Raw genomic sequence first — 17,427 nt, 5'->3', positions numbered from 1 at the left:
TCCGGCCCCGCCGACGCGGCGACGCTGCGACGCGCGACAGGCGACAGGCGACAGGCGACAGACGACAGGCGAGGGCACGTCATCGGCACTCGAACGCCCGTACTTTAGCCCCAGCTTGTCCGGATTTGTCGACGAACGTGTAACAGGCGTTAGCAAGGCCATGGCCTGAGGGAATCACCGCGTCATGAACCAGAACGCACCCCTCCCCCTGGCCCACCTCACCGCCAGCCGCCCCCGCGTGCTGACCCTCGCGCAGCTGCGCGAGCACGGCGTCAGCGCCGCCGAGGCCGCCGGGCGCCCCTGGCAGCAGGTGCTGCCAGGGGTGTTCCTCCTGCACTCCGGCCCCGCGACGAGCGAGGAGCGGCTGCACGCCGCCCTGCTGTACGCGGGCCGGCGCGGCGGCGAGGTCATGATCACCGGGCTGGCGGCGCTCGCGCTCTACCGGTTCTCCGCCGCCCCCGCCCTGCTCGGCCTCTCGCACATCGACGTCCTCGTGCCCGGCACGCGCCGGCTGCGTTCCACCGGCGACGTCCGGATCGTCCGCGCCCACACCCCGCCCCGGCCGCTGGAGGTGACGGGCCTGCCCGTGGCCCCGGTGGCGCGGGCCGTCGCCGACGCCATCGCCCAGCTCTCCGACGCCGACGCCGTACGCCGCCTGCTGAGCGAGGCCGTCCGCGCCGGCCACTGCGAACCGGCGGCCGTCGTACGGGAGCTGACGGTCGCCCGGCTGCTGAACCGGCCGCACGTGGTGGACGCCGTGGAGGCCCTGCTCGCCGAGGGCCGGGCCATCGCCGAGGACCGGCTGTACCAGCTCGTCCGGGGCTACGAACTCCCCGAGCCCGTCTGGAACGTGGACCTGCGGCTGCCCGGCGGCCCGCACCTCGGCGGCGTGGACGCCTACTGGCCCGAGCAGGCCGTCGCCATCGAGATCGACACCCGCGCACCCCGCCAGGGCGAGGACGAGGACTGGGCCGAGGCCGTCCGCAAGCGGGAGACCCTGGAGCGCCTCGGGGTGACCATGCTGCACCTGACCCCGCGCAAGCTGCGCGACTGGCCCGAGCAGCAGGCCGCGGTCGTCCGGACCGCCCTGACGGCCTCCGCCGACCGCGAGCCCGCCGCCTACCTGGTCGTACTGCCCCGGTGAACGGGCGGGTTGGCCGGAGAGTACTCCGGGGCGCTCCAGCGCAGCCGCCCCGGATGCAGGCCCTCCACCACCGCTTCGACCGTGAACCGCACCCGGCGCTCCCCGGCGCCGCCGAACTCGGTCCGGGCCCGCCCGCTGAGCTGGAGCAGCGCGCCGCTCTCCCAGTGGGGGAAGAGCAGCCCGGCCCGGTCGTCGGCGAGGAGGTTGCCCAGGGTCAGGAACATCGCGTTCCCCGGATAGTCCGGCCAGGCCAGCTCGGTCGGCGAGAGCACCTCCACGAAGCCCGGCATACCGCCCCGGTGGCTCGCGTCGGCCCCCTCCGCCCCCGCGGTGGTGGCGATGAAGAAGGTGTCGGCCGCGCGGACCGCCCGCTGCTGGCCGGGGGTGAGCGCCGGCCCGCGCCACAGGACCCCGGGCCCTTCGGCCACCAGCTCCAGCGGCTGTCGCTTCTGGAGGTACTTCGGGCAGTTGGAGAAGACCCGCTCGGCCTCGACCGCGAACCCGCCGGCCGTCACGGCCAGGGACCCGCCCAGCCGCATCCGGCGCCGGGTGCGCGGATCGAGCGCGATGGTGCCGACCCGGGTGCCGGCCACGGCCAGCGCCCCGGCCAGCGGATCCCCGTCGGGCAGGCCGCCCGAGACGGTGATCCGGCCGCGCCCCTCGGCCCGTACGAAACCGGGCGGCCCGGTGAGCATCGAGGCCCACACCCGGCCCTCGCCGTCGGCCGCGCCGGCCACGAGGTGGGGCTGCCCGGCGAGGAAGGCCGCGGCGACGTCCCGGATACCGCTGCCGATCGAGCGGCCGACGTGGTCGGCGAGGTCGCGCACGCCGACCCGTTCCTGCACGGCCAGCGAGCCCCGGTGGTACCGGTCCATGGCGGCTCCCCTTCCTTGAGGGCCTAGAAGAACCCGCAGGTCGGAGCACCTGCGGTCGGGGCGGGTGCGCCCTCGGCGCCGGTCGGCACGGAGATCTCCAGCCGGGTGCCGTCCGGGTCGTGGAAGAAGATCCCGCCGGAGGTGGCGCCCTCGCGGTGGGCGACGACGCCCTCGTAGGCGAAGTCGACGCCCAGGCCGCGCAGCCGCTCCTCGTACGCCCGGACCTCCTCGATCGCGCCGGCGGAGAAGGCCAGGTGGTGCAGTCCGGCCGCCTGAGGGGCGTACCGGTCCTGCGCCTGCTGCCAGAGGGTGAGGACGAGCTCCCCGTCGCGGCCCAGGAAGGCGAAGCGGCGGCCGTCCTCCTTGCCCTCGCCGAGGAGCTCGAAGCCCAGGGCGTCGCGGTAGAAGGCGAGCGAGCGGTCCAGGTCGGTGACGTTGAGGCCCACGTGGCCCGTGCGGAGCGTGCCGACGGCGGTGGCGGTCATGACGGTTCCCTTCAGTGATTCTAACCTTCTAAATTGAGATTAGAGGTTAGAGATCCGGGCGTCAACCGGCCACGTACCCTTGAGGGGTTAGCGGAGCGAGGAGGCGGACATGACGGCAGTACCGACGACGGACCCCCGCCCGCTCATCGGGGAGCCGCTCGCCCTCGACCTGGTGAACACGCGCTGGATGCCGGAGGGCGTGCCCACCGACCTCTTCGCCGGGGCCTTCGGCCTGAGCCGGCTGGAGGGGCTGGCCCTCTGGCTGCGGAGCACGGGGCTGGACGGCCGCTTCCGCGCCGACAAGTCGACCCTGGTCCACCTGCTGACCGCGCGCGAGGCCCTCGCCCGCGCCGTTACGGACCCGGCCGACACCGGCGCCCGCGAGCTGATCGACGCCGTACTGGAGCACGGCCGCATCCGGGCCACCCTCACGGCCGAAGGTCCGGGCGAGCGAGCGGAGTTCGACGACCCTTCCTGGGGACCCGCATGGACCGCGGCCCGCGACTACCTGGAACTGCTGCGGTCGGCGCCCGACCGGATCCGCAAGTGCGCCTCGGAGACGTGCATCCTGCACTTCCACGACACCTCGCGCAACGGCACCCGGCGCTGGTGCTCGATGGCCGTCTGCGGCAACCGCGCCAAGGCCTCGCGGCACTACGCGCGCACGCGCGAGCGCTGAACGGTCGGAATCTGTCACACCCGTCATGAGACGGAGGCCCGCACCCCACCCGGCGCGAGGCTGGTAAGTCGATAAATCAACTCGCATACCGCTGCGAGTCGCCCCGCCTTGCCCCGACATGTCCCTACTGGCGGGTAGTACGCACTGGCGAGAGTCCGCCATGTCAGGTCTCGGTCAATAACAACCCTCCCCAAACAGCTGTCACTTGCGCAAAGCTGACCGGTCATCCGGCACCGAATTCCGGACCGTATCTTTCACTTAGCCAGGGATGCTGATGACCCTCGACTCCCCCAGCTCCACCACCGGGCCCATACCCGGCGCGCGGCGTGCCGCTCGCGTCGCGGCAGCCGCGGGCCTGGTGGCAGCCCTCTGCGCCACCGGCGCCGTCCCCGCCTTCGCGGCGGCCGGCGACGACCCGCGGAACGCCCCGCCGGTCAAGTCCGCCGACCAGAAGCTCGGTTCGGTCGACGCCGAGCTGCTCCAAGAGGCCAAGGCCAAGGGTGACGCGACCGTCACCGTCATGGTCGCCACCGCTCCCGGGCAGACCAAGCAGGTGACCGACCAGCTCGACGCCGTCCACGGCGCCTCGGTGGGCCAGACGTACGACAAGCTCGGCTACGTCCGCGCGACCCTGCCGACCGACAAGGCCGAGGCCGCGCTCAAGGCCGCCGCCAAGCTCGAATCCGTACACGGCATGGACCTGCGGCAGGAGATCCAGCTGCCGGACCCGCGCCCCGACGCGGGCAAGGACGCCGGCTCGGCCAAGAAGACCGCCGACGGGTCCTTCCCGGGGCCGGACAAGAACACCCCGGCGAAGAACCCGTACAACCCGTCCTTCGAGACCGGCGCGGTGGACTTCGTCCAGAAGAACCCGCAGGCCGACGGCCGCGGCGTCACCATCGGCATCCTGGACTCGGGCGTCGACGTCGCGCACCCGGCCCTCCAGAAGACCACCACCGGCGAGCGCAAGATCGTCGACTGGGTCACCGCGACCGACCCGATCCTGGACAACGACGCCACCTGGCGCCCCCAGGTCACCCCGGTCACCGCCACCGGCGGCTCCTTCACCGCGGGCGGCCAGAGCTGGAAGGCGCCCGAGGGCACCTTCCAGTGGAGCCGCTTCAGCGAGTCGATCACCGCCACCGGTGACATGAAGGGCGACGTCAACCGCGACGGCGACACCACCGACAAGTTCGGCATGCTGTACGACCCGGTGGCCGGCACCGTCCGCGTCGACACCGACCAGGACGGCGACTTCACCAACAACGAGCCGATGAAGCCGTACAAGGACGGCTACCAGGTCGGCTACTTCGGCACGGACAACCCGGCGACCGACGTCGCCGAGCGCATCCCGTTCGTGATCCAGATCCGCAAGGACGTCCCGATGGACCCCTTCGGCGGGGACTGGGTGGGCAAGAAGGCCGACTTCGTCAACATCGGCATCATCGAGTCGGAGCACGGCACGCACGTCGCCGGCATCACGGCCGCCAACAGCCTCTTCGGCGGCAAGATGAACGGTGAGGCGCCCGGCGCCAAGCTCGTCTCCTCGCGCGCCTGCTCCTGGTCCGGCGGCTGCACCAACATCGCGCTGACCGAGGGCATGATCGACCTCGTCGTCAACCGCGGCGTGGACATCGTCAACATGTCCATCGGTGGTCTCCCGGCCCTGAACGACGGCAACAACGCCCGTTCGGAGCTGTACAAGAACCTCATCGACACCTACGGCGTGCAGCTCGTCATCTCGGCGGGCAACGAGGGCCCCGGCGTCAACACCATCGGTGACCCCGGCCTCGCGGACAAGGTCATCTCCGTGGGCGCGGCGGTCTCCAAGGACACCTGGGCGGCCAACTACGGCTCCGGCGTGTCGAAGAAGTACAACATGTTCCCCTTCTCCTCGCGCGGTCCGCGTGAGGACGGCGGGTTCACGCCGACCATCACCGCCCCCGGCGCGGCGATCAACACCACCCAGACCTGGCTGCCCGGCAGCCCGGTCAAGGAGGCCGGCTACAGCCTGCCGGCCGGTTACTCGATGCTCCAGGGCACCTCGATGTCCTCGCCGCAGGCGACGGGCGCCAGCGCCCTGCTGATCTCGGCCGCCAAGCAGCAGAAGATCGCGCTGACCCCGGCGAACCTGCGCGTGGCGCTGACCAGCACCGCGAAGAAGATCGACGACGTCCCGGCGCACGCCCAGGGTGCCGGTCTCATCAACATCGTCGACGCCTGGGAGTCCATCCAGCGCGGCGCGAAGGCCGAAGAGTTCACCGTCAAGGCCCCGGTCGACACCGCGCTCGACCAGTTCCTGAAGACCCCGGGCTTCGGCACCGGCCTGTACGACCGCGAGGGCGGCCTCAAGGTCGGCCAGAAGAAGGTCTACGACGTCGTCGTCACCCGCACCACGGGCGTCAAGTACGGCACCCGGCACAACCTGAGCTGGCGCAACAACGACGGCACCTTCAAGGTCGTCGGCGGCTACGACTACGTCACGCTCCCGCTGAACAAGCCCGTCACCATCAAGGTCGAGGCCAACGTCAAGTCGGCCGGCGTGCACAGCGGCATCCTGCAGCTCGACGACCCGACCACCGAGGGCATCGACAAGCAGGTCCTGGCCACGGTCGTCGCCTCCACCCCGCTGGCGAAGCCGTCGTTCACGCTGTCGGACACCTCCTCCGTGCAGCGCAACAGCCACAAGTCGTACTTCGTGACCGTCCCGCAGGGCGCCAAGACCCTTGAGGTCGCCCTCGGCGGTCTGAAGCCGGGCAGCCAGACCCGCTTCATCTCGATCCACCCGTACGGCACGGGCGTCGAGGACAGCGCGACCACCCAGTGCTACCCGAACTACGACAACCCGGCGAACACCTGCCGCCCCGACCTGCGCTCGTACGCCGACCCGCAGCCGGGCGTCTGGGAGATCGAGGTCGAGTCGCGCCGCACGTCGCCGCTGCTCGACAACCCGTTCAAGCTGGACGTCTCGGTCCTCGGCGCGGGCTTCGACCCGGCCGTCAAGGTCCTCCCCGAGGTCAAGCAGGGCACCCCGGCGCCGGTCCAGTGGACCGTGAAGAACGACGGCGCGGCCATCTCCAGCGGCACGCTCCAGGGCGGCCCGCTCGGCTCCGCGAAGGTCGCCAAGCCGACCATCGCGGCCGGTGAGACGCAGACCACCGAGGTCACCGTCGGCGAGGGCGTCTCCCGCCTCGACGTCGCCATCGGCAAGACCTCCGACACCGCCGCGGACCTCGACCTGGAGGTCTACAAGGACGGCGTCAAGGTCGCTTCCTCCGCCGACGGCGACTCCGAGGAGGCCGTGAGCCTGGCCAAGCCCGCCGCCGGTACCTACACCATCAAGGTGATCGGCTACGCGGTCCCGTCCGGCTCCACCACGTACGACTACCGCGACGTGTACTTCTCCTCCGCCCTGGGCTCCGTCCAGGTCGACGAGGCCGCCAAGGTGAACCTCGCCACCGGCGCCTCGGCGAACGTCTCGGCGAACGTCCTGGTCAGCAGCGCGGCCCCCGAGGGCCGTCAGTTCTTCGGCCAGGTCCAGCTGCTCAACGCCCGCGGCACCGCCGCCGGCCTCGGCAGCGTGCAGATCGAGAAGGTCCTCCCGTAACTCCCCCCGGGGTGTGACGGCATGASGGAGGGGCGGGCGCCCGCATCGGGCGCCCGCCCCTTCGCCGTACCCGCCCCCCTGGGCCGGGCCGCGCTACCTGCCGATCGAGCTCAGGTCCTGCGCGTAGGTGCCCACCGCGTGGGCGATGACGTCCAGGTTGGTGTCGAAGGCCTTGAGGTCCAGGTTCTTCAGGGTGTCGCCGGCCCCGTGGTAGTTCGGGTCGTACGGGGCCCCGGCCGTGCCGCCGTAGCGCTTGGCCTGCTCCGCCGTCTTGACGCCCTCGGCTCCGGTGAAGGTGCCGCCCGCCGGGATGCCGTTCGCGATGAACGGGCCGTAGTCGGAGCGGCCGTCGAAGTCACTGCCCTCGTGCGGCTTGCCCTTCCTGTCGAGGAAGCCGTTGATCAGCGCCTCGATCTGCGCCGAGCCGGCCGGGCCCGCGCCCTCGCCGGTCCTGTCCGAGTCGTCGCCGTCGTAGACGAACTGCGCCGGGTTCGGCGAGGCGATCATGTCGAAGTTCAGGTAGAGGGCGATGTCCTTCTTCTGCCGCGCGGACAGCTGCGCCACGTAGTGCTCGGATCCGAGCAGGCCCAGCTCCTCCGCCGACCACCAGGCGAAGCGCACCTTGTTCGCGGTCGCCCCGCCCTTCTTGTTGGCGCCCTCGTCCGCGAGCTTCAGGGCCACCTCCAGCAGACCCGCCGAACCCGAGCCGTTGTCGTTGATCCCGGGGCCCTCGGGAACCGAGTCCAGGTGGGAGCCGAGGGTCACCACGCGGTCGGCGCGGCCGCCCTTCGTCTCCGCGATCACGTTGCGGGTGGTCTTCTTCACGTGCTCCTGGTCCAGGTCCAGGCGCACCTTCACCTCGCCCCGGGCGGCGGCCGCGGTCAGCGCCTCGCCGTCGGCCAGGGTGATGCCCGCGCTCGGGATGACCCCCTCGGCCGGGGAGGAGAAGCCGCCGCGCACCGGCGTGGTGCCGCTGTGGTTGTAGACGATCACGCCGAGGGCGCCCGCCGCGGCGGCGGCCCTCTGCTTCTCCACGAACGTGCAGGCACCCCGCTTGACCAGGGCGATCTTCCCGGCGAAGGCGCCGACCGGGTAGTCGTCGGCGGTGCAGCCGGGGGTCTCGTCGACCCGGGCGAGGGCGAGCGGGGCGACGAGGCCGCCGGCCGGGGTGGACGCGGTGAAGGTGAAGGCGGCGGTCGCCAGCTCGCGCCCGCCCTCGCCGAGGACGGTGGTCTTCTCCGTCCTGGTGTGCGCTTCGTAGATGTCGAAGTCCTGGTACGAGACGTCGTACCCGGCCTTCTTCAGGGTGTCGTGCACGTAGGCGGCGGAGGCCGCRTGGCCGGGGGTGCCCGCGGCGCGGTTGCCGCCGTTGGCGTCGGCGATCTGCTGGAACTTCGCGAGGTGGCGGTAGGCCCCGCGGGCGGTGACCTCCTCCACGAGCTCCTTGGCCAGCTTGGCCCCGCGCCGGTCCCGGTGGTCGTTGTCGTGGGCCGACGCCGGGGCGGCGGCGATCAGGAGCGGCGCGGCGACGGCGGCGGCCGCGAGGGCGGCGAGGGCCGGTATCGACCGGCGGCGGTGGCGGATGTCCCGCACGGTGTTCTCCCCGAGGTGAGCGTTCCGATGTCTGGTACGCCGTGTCCGGATAACGGGCACGGCAGACCGGACGCTAACCGGCCTTGACCAGGCAAAACGGATGTTCGGGGGGCCTGCAACACGCCCGCCACGGACTCGCCACACAGGTTCACATCCCGGACACCGTCCGCGTCTCGGACAATGGATTGGACAATCCTCGTGGGGTCGAACGCATGATGGCCTCACGCGCGCCCGCGCCTACGTACCAAGAGGAGTCACCGTGAGGGTCGGAATCGTCGGAGCCACCGGACAGGTCGGCGGAGTCATGCGCGGCATCCTGGCCGAGCGCAAGTTCCCGGTGGACGAGCTGCGGCTGTTCGCCTCGGCCCGTTCGGCGGGCTCGACCCTGGAGTGGGAGGGCCGCGAGATCACCATCGAGGACGCCTCCACGGCCGACTACTCCGGCCTGGACATCGTGCTCTTCTCCGCCGGCGGCTCCACCTCCCGGGCCCTGGCCGAGAAGGTCGCCGCCCAGGGCGCCGTCGTGATCGACAACTCCTCCGCCTGGCGCGGCGACCCCGAGGTCCCGCTCGTCGTCTCCGAGGTCAACCCGCACGCGATCAAGAACCGTCCCAAGGGCATCATCGCGAACCCGAACTGCACCACGATGGCCGCGATGCCCGTGCTGCGCCCGCTCCACGACGAGGCCGGCCTGACCGCGCTGGTCGCCACCACCTACCAGGCCGTCTCCGGCTCGGGCCTGGCCGGCGTGGCCGAGCTCAAGGGCCAGGCCTGCGCGGTCTCCGAGGCCGCCGACCAGCTGACCTTCGACGGCGGCGCGGTGGACTTCCCGGAGCCCGCCGTCTACAAGCGCCCGATCGCCTACAACGTGGTCCCGCTCGCGGGCAACCTGGTCGACGACGGCTCCTTCGAGACCGACGAGGAGCAGAAGCTCCGCAACGAGTCCCGCAAGATCCTGGAGATCCCGGAGCTCAAGGTCTCCGGCACCTGCGTGCGCGTCCCCGTCTTCTCGGGTCACTCCCTGCAGGTCAACGCCCGCTTCGCCCGCCCGCTGAGCGTCGAGCGCGCCTACGAGCTGCTGGGGGACGCCCCCGGCGTCGAGCTGTCCGAGATCCCGACCCCCCTCCAGGCGGCCGGCAAGGACGCCTCGTACGTGGGCCGCATCCGCGTCGACGAGACGGTGGACAACGGCATCGCGCTGTTCCTGTCGAACGACAACCTGCGCAAGGGCGCCGCGCTGAACGCCGTCCAGATCGCCGAGCTCGTGGCCGAGGAGCTGCGCCAGGGCTGATCCGGGCCCCGGGCGCGGGAGGGCCGGGTGCCGTACGGCGCCCGCCCCTCCCCCGTTTCACGGCCGCCGCACCTCGTAGAGGAAGCAGCCGTACTCCGCCGCGCGGACGTGCACGAGGGCGACCTCCGGGTCGGAGAAGGCCTCGGCCAGCGCCTGCCGGACGACCGCGTCGGGCTCCTCGCCGAGGTCCAGTACGCGCCCGCCGAGGATCCGGCCGCCCGCGTCGTAGCGCCGGGCGACGCGCAGAGCCCCCGGCGTCCCGAACGGCAGGCGGCCGTCCCGCGGCGGACCCGCGCAGGGGCCGGCGTGCACGAACACCGGCCCCTGCTCGTCGTACGCCCCCGGATCGGCGCCGGCCCCGGCCGCCCAGCGGCGCAGCGGCGCGTAGGAGACCAGGGCGATGCGCTCGCCCGCCCGGCTGCGGCGCAGGCAGCAGCGCAGCGGGGCCCCGCCCTCCGGGTCCTCGTACGGCAGGCAGGGCCGGCCCGCATCGTCGCGCCGGCGCAGCTCGGCGAGGGCGTCGGGGGCGAGGGGGCGGGGCAGGACGGCGGAAGGGGTTCCGGCGGCGCGGACGGTGGAGGAGGTCATGACTGCGATCGTGCCCCGCCCGGTCCGCCGGGGCCGGCGGGAATCGGACCGCGCGTTCGCCCGTGGATTAGTCCGGCGCGGTGACGCGGAGCGCGTGGAAGGATGGCGGGGCAACGTCACCATCAAAGGAGATGACCGCGTGCCTGGCACGAATCTCACCCGTGAAGAGGCTCAGCAGCGGGCGAAGCTGCTCACCGTCGACTCGTACGAGGTCGAACTGGATCTCAGCGGTGCGCAGGAGGGCGGCACCTTCCCGTCCGTGACCACCGTGCGCTTCGAGTCGGCCGAGGCCGGCGCCGAGACCTTCATCGACCTGGTCGCGCCGGCCGTGCACGAGGTCGTCCTGAACGGCGAGGCGCTGGACGCCGCCGCCGTCTTCCACGACTCGCGGATCGCCCTGTCCGGGCTCGCCGCCGGGGCCAACGAGCTCCGCGTGGTCGCCGACTGCGCCTACACCAACACCGGCGAGGGCCTGCACCGCTTCGTCGACCCGGTCGACCAGCAGGCCTACCTGTACACCCAGTTCGAGGTGCCGGACGCGCGGCGGGTCTTCGCCAGCTTCGAGCAGCCCGACCTGAAGGCGACGTTCCGGTTCACCGTGACGGCCCCGGAGGGCTGGACGGTCATCTCGAACTCCCCGACGCCGGAGCCGAAGGACCGGGTGTGGGCCTTCGAGCCGACCCCGCGGATCTCCTCGTACATCACCGCGCTGATCGTCGGCCCGTACCACGCCGTCCACAGCTCGTACGAGGGCAAGGACGGGCAGTCCGTCCCGCTCGGCATCTACTGCCGCCCCTCGCTCGCCGAGTTCCTCGACGCGGACGCGATCTTCGACGTGACCCGGCAGGGCTTCGACTGGTTCCAGGAGAAGTTCGCCTACGACTACCCCTTCGCCAAGTACGACCAGCTCTTCGTCCCCGAGTTCAACGCGGGCGCGATGGAGAACGCCGGTGCGGTCACCATCCGCGACCAGTACGTCTTCCGTTCCAAGGTGACGGACGCGGCGTACGAGGTCCGCGCGGAGACGATCCTCCACGAGCTCGCGCACATGTGGTTCGGCGACCTGGTCACCATGGAGTGGTGGAACGACCTGTGGCTGAACGAGTCGTTCGCGACGTACACCTCCATCGCCTGTCAGGCGTACGCGGAGGGCTCGAAGTGGCCGCACGCCTGGACCACCTTCGCCAACTCCATGAAGACCTGGGCGTACCGCCAGGACCAGCTGCCGTCGACGCACCCGATCATGGCGGACATCCGTGACCTGGACGACGTCCTGGTCAACTTCGACGGGATCACGTACGCCAAGGGCGCCTCGGTCCTCAAGCAGCTCGTCGCCTACGTCGGCATGGACGCCTTCTTCAAGGGCGTGCAGGCCTACTTCAAGGCGCACGCGTTCGGCAACACCCGGCTGTCCGACCTGCTGGGCGCGCTGGAGGAGACCTCCGGCCGCGACCTGACCGCATGGTCGAAGGCGTGGCTGGAGACGGCGGGCATCAACATCCTGCGCCCGGAGGTCGAGACGGACGGGAACGGCGTCATCACCGCCTTCGCCGTCCGCCAGGAGGCCCCGGCCCTGCCCGCGGGCGCCAAGGGCGAGCCGGTGCTGCGCCCGCACCGCATCGCGGTCGGCCTGTACGAGCTCCAGGACGGCAAGCTGGTCCGCACGGACCGCGTCGAGCTGGACATCGACGGCGAGCGGACGGCGGTGCCGGAGCTGGTGGGCCGCGCCCGTCCGGCCGTGGTGCTGCTCAACGACGACGACCTGTCCTACGCCAAGGTCCGCCTGGACGAGGTGTCGCTGGCCAACGTCACCGCGCACCTGGGCGACTTCACCGAGTCGCTGCCGCGCGCCCTGTGCTGGGCCTCCGCCTGGGACATGACCCGCGACGGCGAGCTCGCCGCCCGCGACTACCTGGCGCTGGTCCTGTCGGGCATCGGCAAGGAGTCCGACATCGGCGTCGTGCAGTCCCTGCACCGCCAGGTGAAGCTGGCCGTGGACCTGTACGCCGACCCGGCGTGGCGGGAGCAGGGCCTGGCGACCTGGACCGAGGCCACGCGGGAGCACCTGCGGACGGCCGAGGCGGGCAGCGACCACCAGCTGGCGTGGGCACGGGCCTTCGCGGCGACGGCCCGTACCGAGGAGCAGCTCGCGTACCTGGCGGCGCTGCTGGACGGTTCCGAGACCGTCGAGGGCCTGGTCGTGGACACCGAGCTGCGGTGGGCGTTCCTGGAGCGCCTGGTCGCCACCGGCGTCGCGGACGAGCCGGCCATCGCGGCCGAGCTGGAGCGGGACGCGACGGCGGCGGGCGAGCGCCACGCGGCGACGGCCCGTGCCGCGCGGCCGACGGCCGCCGCCAAGGCGGAGACGTGGGCGTCGGTGATCGACTCCGCGGACCTGCCGAACGCGGTGCAGGAGGCCGTGATCGGCGGCTTCGTCCAGAGCGACCAGCGGGAGCTGCTCGCGCCGTTCGCGCAGAAGTACTTCGCCGTGGTCAAGGAGATCTGGGACACCCGCAGCCACGAGATCGCCCAGCAGATCGCGGTGGGTCTGTACCCGTCGTTGCAGGTCTCGCAGGAGACGCTCGACGCGACCGACGCGTGGCTGGCCTCGGCCGAGCCGAACGCGGGGCTGCGGCGGCTGGTGTCGGAGTCCCGGGCGGGGGTCGAGCGTGCCCTGAAGGCCCAGGCCGCCGACGCGGCCGCCGCCACCCAGGGCTGACGCCCCCGGCTGACGCCCCCGGCTGACGCCCCCGGCCCCGCCCGCCCCTTCGCGGGGCCGGGCGGGGCCGTTCCGCGTCCGGAGCTTCGCCCCGGTGCCGGCGTGGCCGGGCCGGGTGCGGGTGGGTTGCCGCTGCGCGGGGCTGGTCCCCTACCCGCCCTTCCACCGTTCCCCGGGCTCCGCCCGGACCCTTCGGGGGCTCCGCCCCCGGACCCCCGCGCCTCAAACGCCGGCGGGGCTGGATTTGGCCGGCCCGATTGCCCGCCCCGCTGGATTGGCCGCCCGGCTGGATGCCCCCGCGCTGGATTCCCCACCCGGCTGGTTTTCCGGCCGGTGGACACTCTGCCCGGTGGGTGCCCCGCCCGGCTGGATTGCCCGCAGGGCAATTCCAGCCCCGCCGGCGATTGAGGCGCGGGCGCGGAGCGCCGTGTCGGGAGCCGCACCCGGCACGGGCACGGGTCGCGCCCGTGTCTTCAGCCGCGCCGGCGTCTGAGGCGGGAACGGAGGAAGGGCGGGTAGGGGACGGCCCCGCGCAGCGGCGGCGCCCCGGTCAGACGGCCGCGGACTGGAGGGCCGTCAGGACGCGGGCCAGGGCGGGGGCCGATTCCGAGCCCCGCCGCAGGGCGGCGATCACGTGCCGCGTGGGCAGGTCCTGGTGYAGGACCCGCACCGCGACCCCCTCCGCCCGCCCCGACACCATCCGCGGTACGAGCGCGACCCCCATCCCCGCCTCCACCATCGCCAGGATCGCCGTCCACCCGGACGCCGAGTGCGCCTGCTCCGGTAGGAACCCCGCCGCCTCGCACGCGCTGCGGGTGATCTCCGACCAGGGTCCGCTGCCCCCGTAGATCCACCGCTCCCCGGCCAGGTCGGCCAGCCGCAGGCCCCGCGCCGCGGCCAGCGGATGGCCGGGCGGCAGCGCGATGTCCAGGGGGTCCTCCAGCAGGGTGACCCGGGTGAAGCGGGGGTCACCGGCGCCCGGGGCGTGGGCGGCGAGGGACAGCGCGAGGTCGACGACCCCGGCGGAGAGGAGTTCGTAGGACTCGGCGGCCTCGGTCTCCCGGATCCGGACCTCGATCCCGGGGTGGCTGCGCCGCAGGGCCGCGACGGCGGGGACGACGAGCACCGGTACGGCGGTCGAGAAGGCGCCGATCCGGACCTCCCCGGTCTCCCCGGCCAGGTACCCGGTGAGTTCGGCGTCTGCCCGCTCCAGCTGGGCGAAGACGTCCTCGGTGTGACGCAGCACCAGGTGGGCGGCGTCGGTGAGCCGGACCCGGCGCCCCTGGGCCTCCAGCAGCGGGACCCCCAGCTGCCGGGCGAGGTTGGTCAGCTGCTGCGAAACGGCCGAGGGCGTCATGTGCAGCGCCTCGGCCGTCGCGGTGACGGTCCCCCGGTGGGCCAGCGTCCGCAGGATCCGCAGCTTCTTGATGTCCCACTCGATCACGCCCCCGAACCTACCTCCGGGTGACACTCGCCAGCCCGACTCCGCCGAGGATCAGCACCATGCTGAGCAGTTCGGCCGGGCCGGTGCGCTCGCCGAGGAGCAGCAGGCCCAGGCCCGCCACGCAGACCGGCTGGAGGTAGTAGACGACCCCCGCGCGGGCGGCGCCGATGATCGAGATGGCCTTGTTCCAGGCGAAGAAGGCGACGGCGGAGGAGAACACGCCGACGTAGAGCAGCGGTCCGACCGTCCCGGCGGTGGCCTCGAAGCCGCCCTGCACGTGGAGGGAGACGGCGTAGGCGGGGGCCAGCATCAGCGCGCCGAGCACGAAGGTGGTGATCAGGAAGGCGAGGCCGCCGATCTCGGCGGGCTTGCGCTTCAGGAGCGCGCTGTAGGTGGCGAAGGAGAGCGCGGCGGCGAACATCCACAGGTCGCCGGCGGTGAAGTCGAAGCCGAGCGATCCGTCTCCGACGAGGAGCAGGACCCCGAAGGCCGCGAGCAGCATCCCGAAGGTCCGCCGGATGCCGAGCCGTTCGCCGCCGAGGCGGGCGTAGAGAGCCATGATGACCGGCGAAGCAGCCATGATCATGCCCATGTTGGAGGCGGAGGTGGTCAGGCCGGCCTGGTGGACGAGGGTGTTGTAGAGGGTGACGCCGAAGAGGGTGGCGAGGCCGACGTAGCCGAGGTGCTTGCGGATCAGGGCCCGCTGCTGCCAGGCCTGCCGGGCCGCGAAGGGGGCGACCGCGAGGGCGGCGATGATCCAGCGCCAGAAGACGGCCTGGACGGGCGGGACGGACCCGGCCATGCCCCGGGTGGCCACGAAGCTGCCGGACCAGACGACCGTCGCGAGCAGGGCGAGGAGGACGCCGACCCCGGCGGCCCCCTTCTTCCCGCGTCCGCTGTCGGACTGCTGCTGTTCCTGCGAAACGGTTCGGGCGCGGTCGGTGACGGCCACCTGGGTGTCTCCCCCTCGGTTCTGGAGCCGGTCTGGATGTGCCCTACCGTCGCATCTCCGCATTGCTCAGGTCCATCGAAACATTTCGATCGGTTGCTTCAGGAGAACTGAACGGTTCCTCGGGTGTCGCGACCGCCCGGGCCGCGGAGGCGCGGTCGGCGCGGCCCGGGAGCTGCCCGAAGACGGTGGCTCCGAAGGCGATCGCCATGCCCACCAGCTGGATCGGGGTCAGCGCCTGGCCCAGCGCGGCCCAGCCGATGACGGCGGCTGTGAGCGGGGAGAGCGGGCCGAGCAGGGTGACGGAGGTGGCGGAGAGCTTGCCGATGCCGCGGAACCAGAGGACGTACGCGGCTCCGGTGTTGATCAGCATCATGTAGCCGTAGCCGAGGAAGGCCTTGCCGTCGAGGGCGGGCGGGGCCCCTTCGACGAGGGCGGCGATGGGGATGATGACGAGTCCGCCCGCGGTGAGCTGCCAGCCGGTCACGGCCAGCGGGCCGACGCCCTCGGGGCGCCCCCAACGCTTGGTCATCACGGTGCCGGCGCCCATGGAGGCGGAGGAGACGATGCCGGCGATGACGCCGATGAGGTCGAGCTCCGCCTCCGCGGTCAGCACCACCATGCTCACGCCGAACGCGGCGACCACGGCGGCGAGCACGTGGCGCAGCCTGGCCCGTTCCCCCAGGAGGAGGGCCGCGAGGCCCACGACGAACAGCGGGCCCGCGGCGCCCAGTACGGCGGCGACACCGCCGGGCAGCCGGTAGGCGGCGAGGAAGAGGAGGGGGAAGAAGGCCCCGATGTTCAGGGTGCCGAGGACGGCGGACTTCCACCACCAGGCGCCCTTGGGGAGGGTCCTGGAGAGGGCTATCAGCAGCAGTCCGGCGGGCAGGGCCCGCATGGCCCCGGTGAAGAGCGGCCGGTCGGGCGGCAGTAGCTCGCTGGCGACGACGTACGTGGAGCCCCAGGAGATGGGGGCCAGCGCGGTCAGTGCGATGGTGGCGACGCGGTTCACGGCGACTCCTCGGCGGCGGCGACCGGGAGCCCGCTGCCCCCAACTAGATCGCTCGTAAGTAGCTTACTACTAAGCTAGTTTTCCGCAAGCTACTTCCTTGCGAACGAGGAAGCGGAACTTGGATACTTCGGACATGAACCAGGCCATCAGGGAAGAAACCAGCAAGGACGCCGTCGACGCGATCACCGCACAGTGGTTCGCGGTACGACCGGACCTGGACACCGCCCCCATGAGCGTCTTCGGCCGGATCTACCGGATCGCCCGGGCCATGGGCGACGCGATGGAGCGGGTCTACAACCGCTACGGGATCTCCACCGGGGAGTTCGACGTCGTCGCCACGCTGCGGCGCTCCGGGGCCCCGTACACGCTCTCGCCCCGCCAGCTGTCGGCCACGCTCATGCTCACCACCGGCGGCATGACCGGGCGCCTGGACAAGCTGGAGAAGGCCGGACTGCTCACGCGCAGCCCGGACCCGCACGACCGCCGCGGCCTCCAGGTCACCATCACCGAGCGCGGACTCGCGCTCATCGACGAGGCGGTCGGGGCCGGCCTGGAGACGCAGGCCGCCGCCCTCAAGGGGTTCGACGCCGAGGAGGTCGACGTCCTGACGGGACTGCTCCGCAAGCTGCTGGCCGACGTCCCGCAGCCCTAGGTGCACCGGACCGTCCCTTCCGGGCGGCCGCGGACACGACGGGGCGCCGGAGGTCCGCCCGCGCCGGGCCGGAGCCGGGCGGGTGGACCTCCGGCGCCCCGGAAGTCTTCAGGAGTGGCGCCGCCCCGTCGGGCCGGCCCACGTCCGTTCTGGTGTTACTGCTGCTTGCGCGACTTGTCGCCGACCATCACGAGACCCGCGATGACCAGGAACAGCACGATCGGCAGGGCCACGTAGAGGCCGAGCGTCTCGCCAATGCTCAGGCCCGGACCCGGGTCGTCGCCGTCGTCGCGGGTGAGCGCGAGGGCGGGAGACGTCATCAGCAGCATCATCAGCGTCGATCCGGCCGTGACGGCGCCGGCGCGCAGAGCGTTCTTCTTGTCCACGGT

General features: G+C 72.3%; 14 protein-coding genes. 6 read left to right on the top strand and 8 right to left on the bottom strand.

The window, feature by feature from the left end; translation table 11 throughout:
• The first annotated feature begins 184 nt into the window (after nucleotides 1-184).
• A complete protein-coding gene (locus AB4039_RS09050; protein WP_266839042.1) occupies nucleotides 185-1,144 on the top strand; it encodes a hypothetical protein in 960 nt (319 codons plus the stop codon).
• Here the strand turns inward: AB4039_RS09050 and AB4039_RS09045 are convergent.
• Nucleotides 1,120-2,019, bottom strand: a complete 900-nt coding sequence (locus AB4039_RS09045) for a pyridoxamine 5'-phosphate oxidase family protein (protein WP_442270454.1) — start codon at nucleotides 2,017-2,019, stop codon at nucleotides 1,120-1,122. The two genes, AB4039_RS09050 and AB4039_RS09045, sit on opposite strands and share 25 nt — an antisense overlap.
• 23 nt (nucleotides 2,020-2,042) lie before the next feature.
• Nucleotides 2,043-2,504, bottom strand: coding sequence for a VOC family protein (locus tag AB4039_RS09040; protein WP_351030820.1), 462 nt, complete (start codon nucleotides 2,502-2,504; stop codon nucleotides 2,043-2,045).
• Between the two features lie 109 nt (nucleotides 2,505-2,613).
• On the opposite strand from AB4039_RS09040, the gene AB4039_RS09035 reads away from it, so the two are divergent.
• Complete coding sequence (locus AB4039_RS09035; protein WP_030229604.1) at nucleotides 2,614-3,183, top strand: CGNR zinc finger domain-containing protein; 570 nt, start codon at nucleotides 2,614-2,616, stop codon at nucleotides 3,181-3,183.
• Between the two features lie 274 nt (nucleotides 3,184-3,457).
• Nucleotides 3,458-6,790: a S8 family serine peptidase gene (locus AB4039_RS09030; RefSeq protein WP_442270453.1), complete on the top strand. Its 3,333-nt coding sequence runs from the start codon at nucleotides 3,458-3,460 to the stop codon at nucleotides 6,788-6,790.
• A 93-nt stretch (nucleotides 6,791-6,883) separates the two neighbouring features.
• On the opposite strand, the gene AB4039_RS09025 is transcribed toward AB4039_RS09030, so the two are convergent.
• On the bottom strand, nucleotides 6,884-8,383 hold the full coding sequence (locus AB4039_RS09025) for a M28 family metallopeptidase (protein ID WP_442270452.1): 1,500 nt from the start codon (nucleotides 8,381-8,383) through the stop codon (nucleotides 6,884-6,886).
• Between the two features lie 259 nt (nucleotides 8,384-8,642).
• Here AB4039_RS09025 and AB4039_RS09020 point away from each other — a divergent pair, with 259 nt between their 5' ends.
• Nucleotides 8,643-9,674: an aspartate-semialdehyde dehydrogenase gene (locus tag AB4039_RS09020; RefSeq protein WP_266839047.1), complete on the top strand. Its 1,032-nt coding sequence runs from the start codon at nucleotides 8,643-8,645 to the stop codon at nucleotides 9,672-9,674.
• 57 nt (nucleotides 9,675-9,731) lie between these two features.
• Here AB4039_RS09020 and AB4039_RS09015 read toward each other — a convergent pair whose 3' ends face one another.
• The gene (locus tag AB4039_RS09015; protein WP_266839049.1) at nucleotides 9,732-10,262 is read right to left on the bottom strand and encodes a DUF1203 domain-containing protein; all 531 of its coding nucleotides are present in this window, start codon (nucleotides 10,260-10,262) and stop codon (nucleotides 9,732-9,734) included.
• A 139-nt stretch (nucleotides 10,263-10,401) separates the two neighbouring features.
• Here AB4039_RS09015 and pepN point away from each other — a divergent pair, with 139 nt between their 5' ends.
• A complete protein-coding gene (gene pepN, locus AB4039_RS09010; protein ID WP_442270451.1) occupies nucleotides 10,402-12,981 on the top strand; it encodes an aminopeptidase N in 2,580 nt (859 codons plus the stop codon).
• Nucleotides 12,982-13,531: 550 nt separating this feature from the next.
• On the opposite strand, the gene AB4039_RS09005 is transcribed toward pepN, so the two are convergent.
• Genes AB4039_RS09005 through AB4039_RS08995 form a run of 3 tightly spaced genes read right to left on the bottom strand, consistent with a single transcriptional unit; the run spans nucleotide 13,532 to nucleotide 16,386 of the window.
• Complete coding sequence (locus tag AB4039_RS09005) at nucleotides 13,532-14,425, bottom strand: LysR family transcriptional regulator (protein WP_442270450.1); 894 nt, start codon at nucleotides 14,423-14,425, stop codon at nucleotides 13,532-13,534.
• 10 nt (nucleotides 14,426-14,435) lie between these two features.
• Nucleotides 14,436-15,377, bottom strand: a complete 942-nt coding sequence (locus tag AB4039_RS09000; protein WP_266839052.1) for a DMT family transporter — start codon at nucleotides 15,375-15,377, stop codon at nucleotides 14,436-14,438.
• 43 nt (nucleotides 15,378-15,420) lie between these two features.
• Nucleotides 15,421-16,386 (bottom strand): EamA family transporter, encoded by a 966-nt coding sequence (locus AB4039_RS08995; RefSeq protein WP_442270449.1) that lies wholly within the window; start codon nucleotides 16,384-16,386, stop codon nucleotides 15,421-15,423.
• Between the two features lie 133 nt (nucleotides 16,387-16,519).
• Here AB4039_RS08995 and AB4039_RS08990 point away from each other — a divergent pair, with 133 nt between their 5' ends.
• Complete coding sequence (locus AB4039_RS08990; protein ID WP_266839054.1) at nucleotides 16,520-17,038, top strand: MarR family transcriptional regulator; 519 nt, start codon at nucleotides 16,520-16,522, stop codon at nucleotides 17,036-17,038.
• Nucleotides 17,039-17,193: 155 nt separating this feature from the next.
• Here AB4039_RS08990 and AB4039_RS08985 read toward each other — a convergent pair whose 3' ends face one another.
• Nucleotides 17,194-17,424, bottom strand: a complete 231-nt coding sequence (locus tag AB4039_RS08985) for a hypothetical protein (RefSeq protein WP_266839055.1) — start codon at nucleotides 17,422-17,424, stop codon at nucleotides 17,194-17,196.
• Nucleotides 17,425-17,427: the final 3 nt, after the last annotated feature.

The sequence above is a fragment of the Streptomyces sp. M-16 genome (assembly GCF_052114405.1).
Lineage (GTDB): Bacteria > Actinomycetota > Actinomycetes > Streptomycetales > Streptomycetaceae > Streptomyces.
The sequence above is the reverse complement of the archived record's forward strand: the minus strand, read 5'-3'. Positions and strand labels throughout refer to the sequence as shown.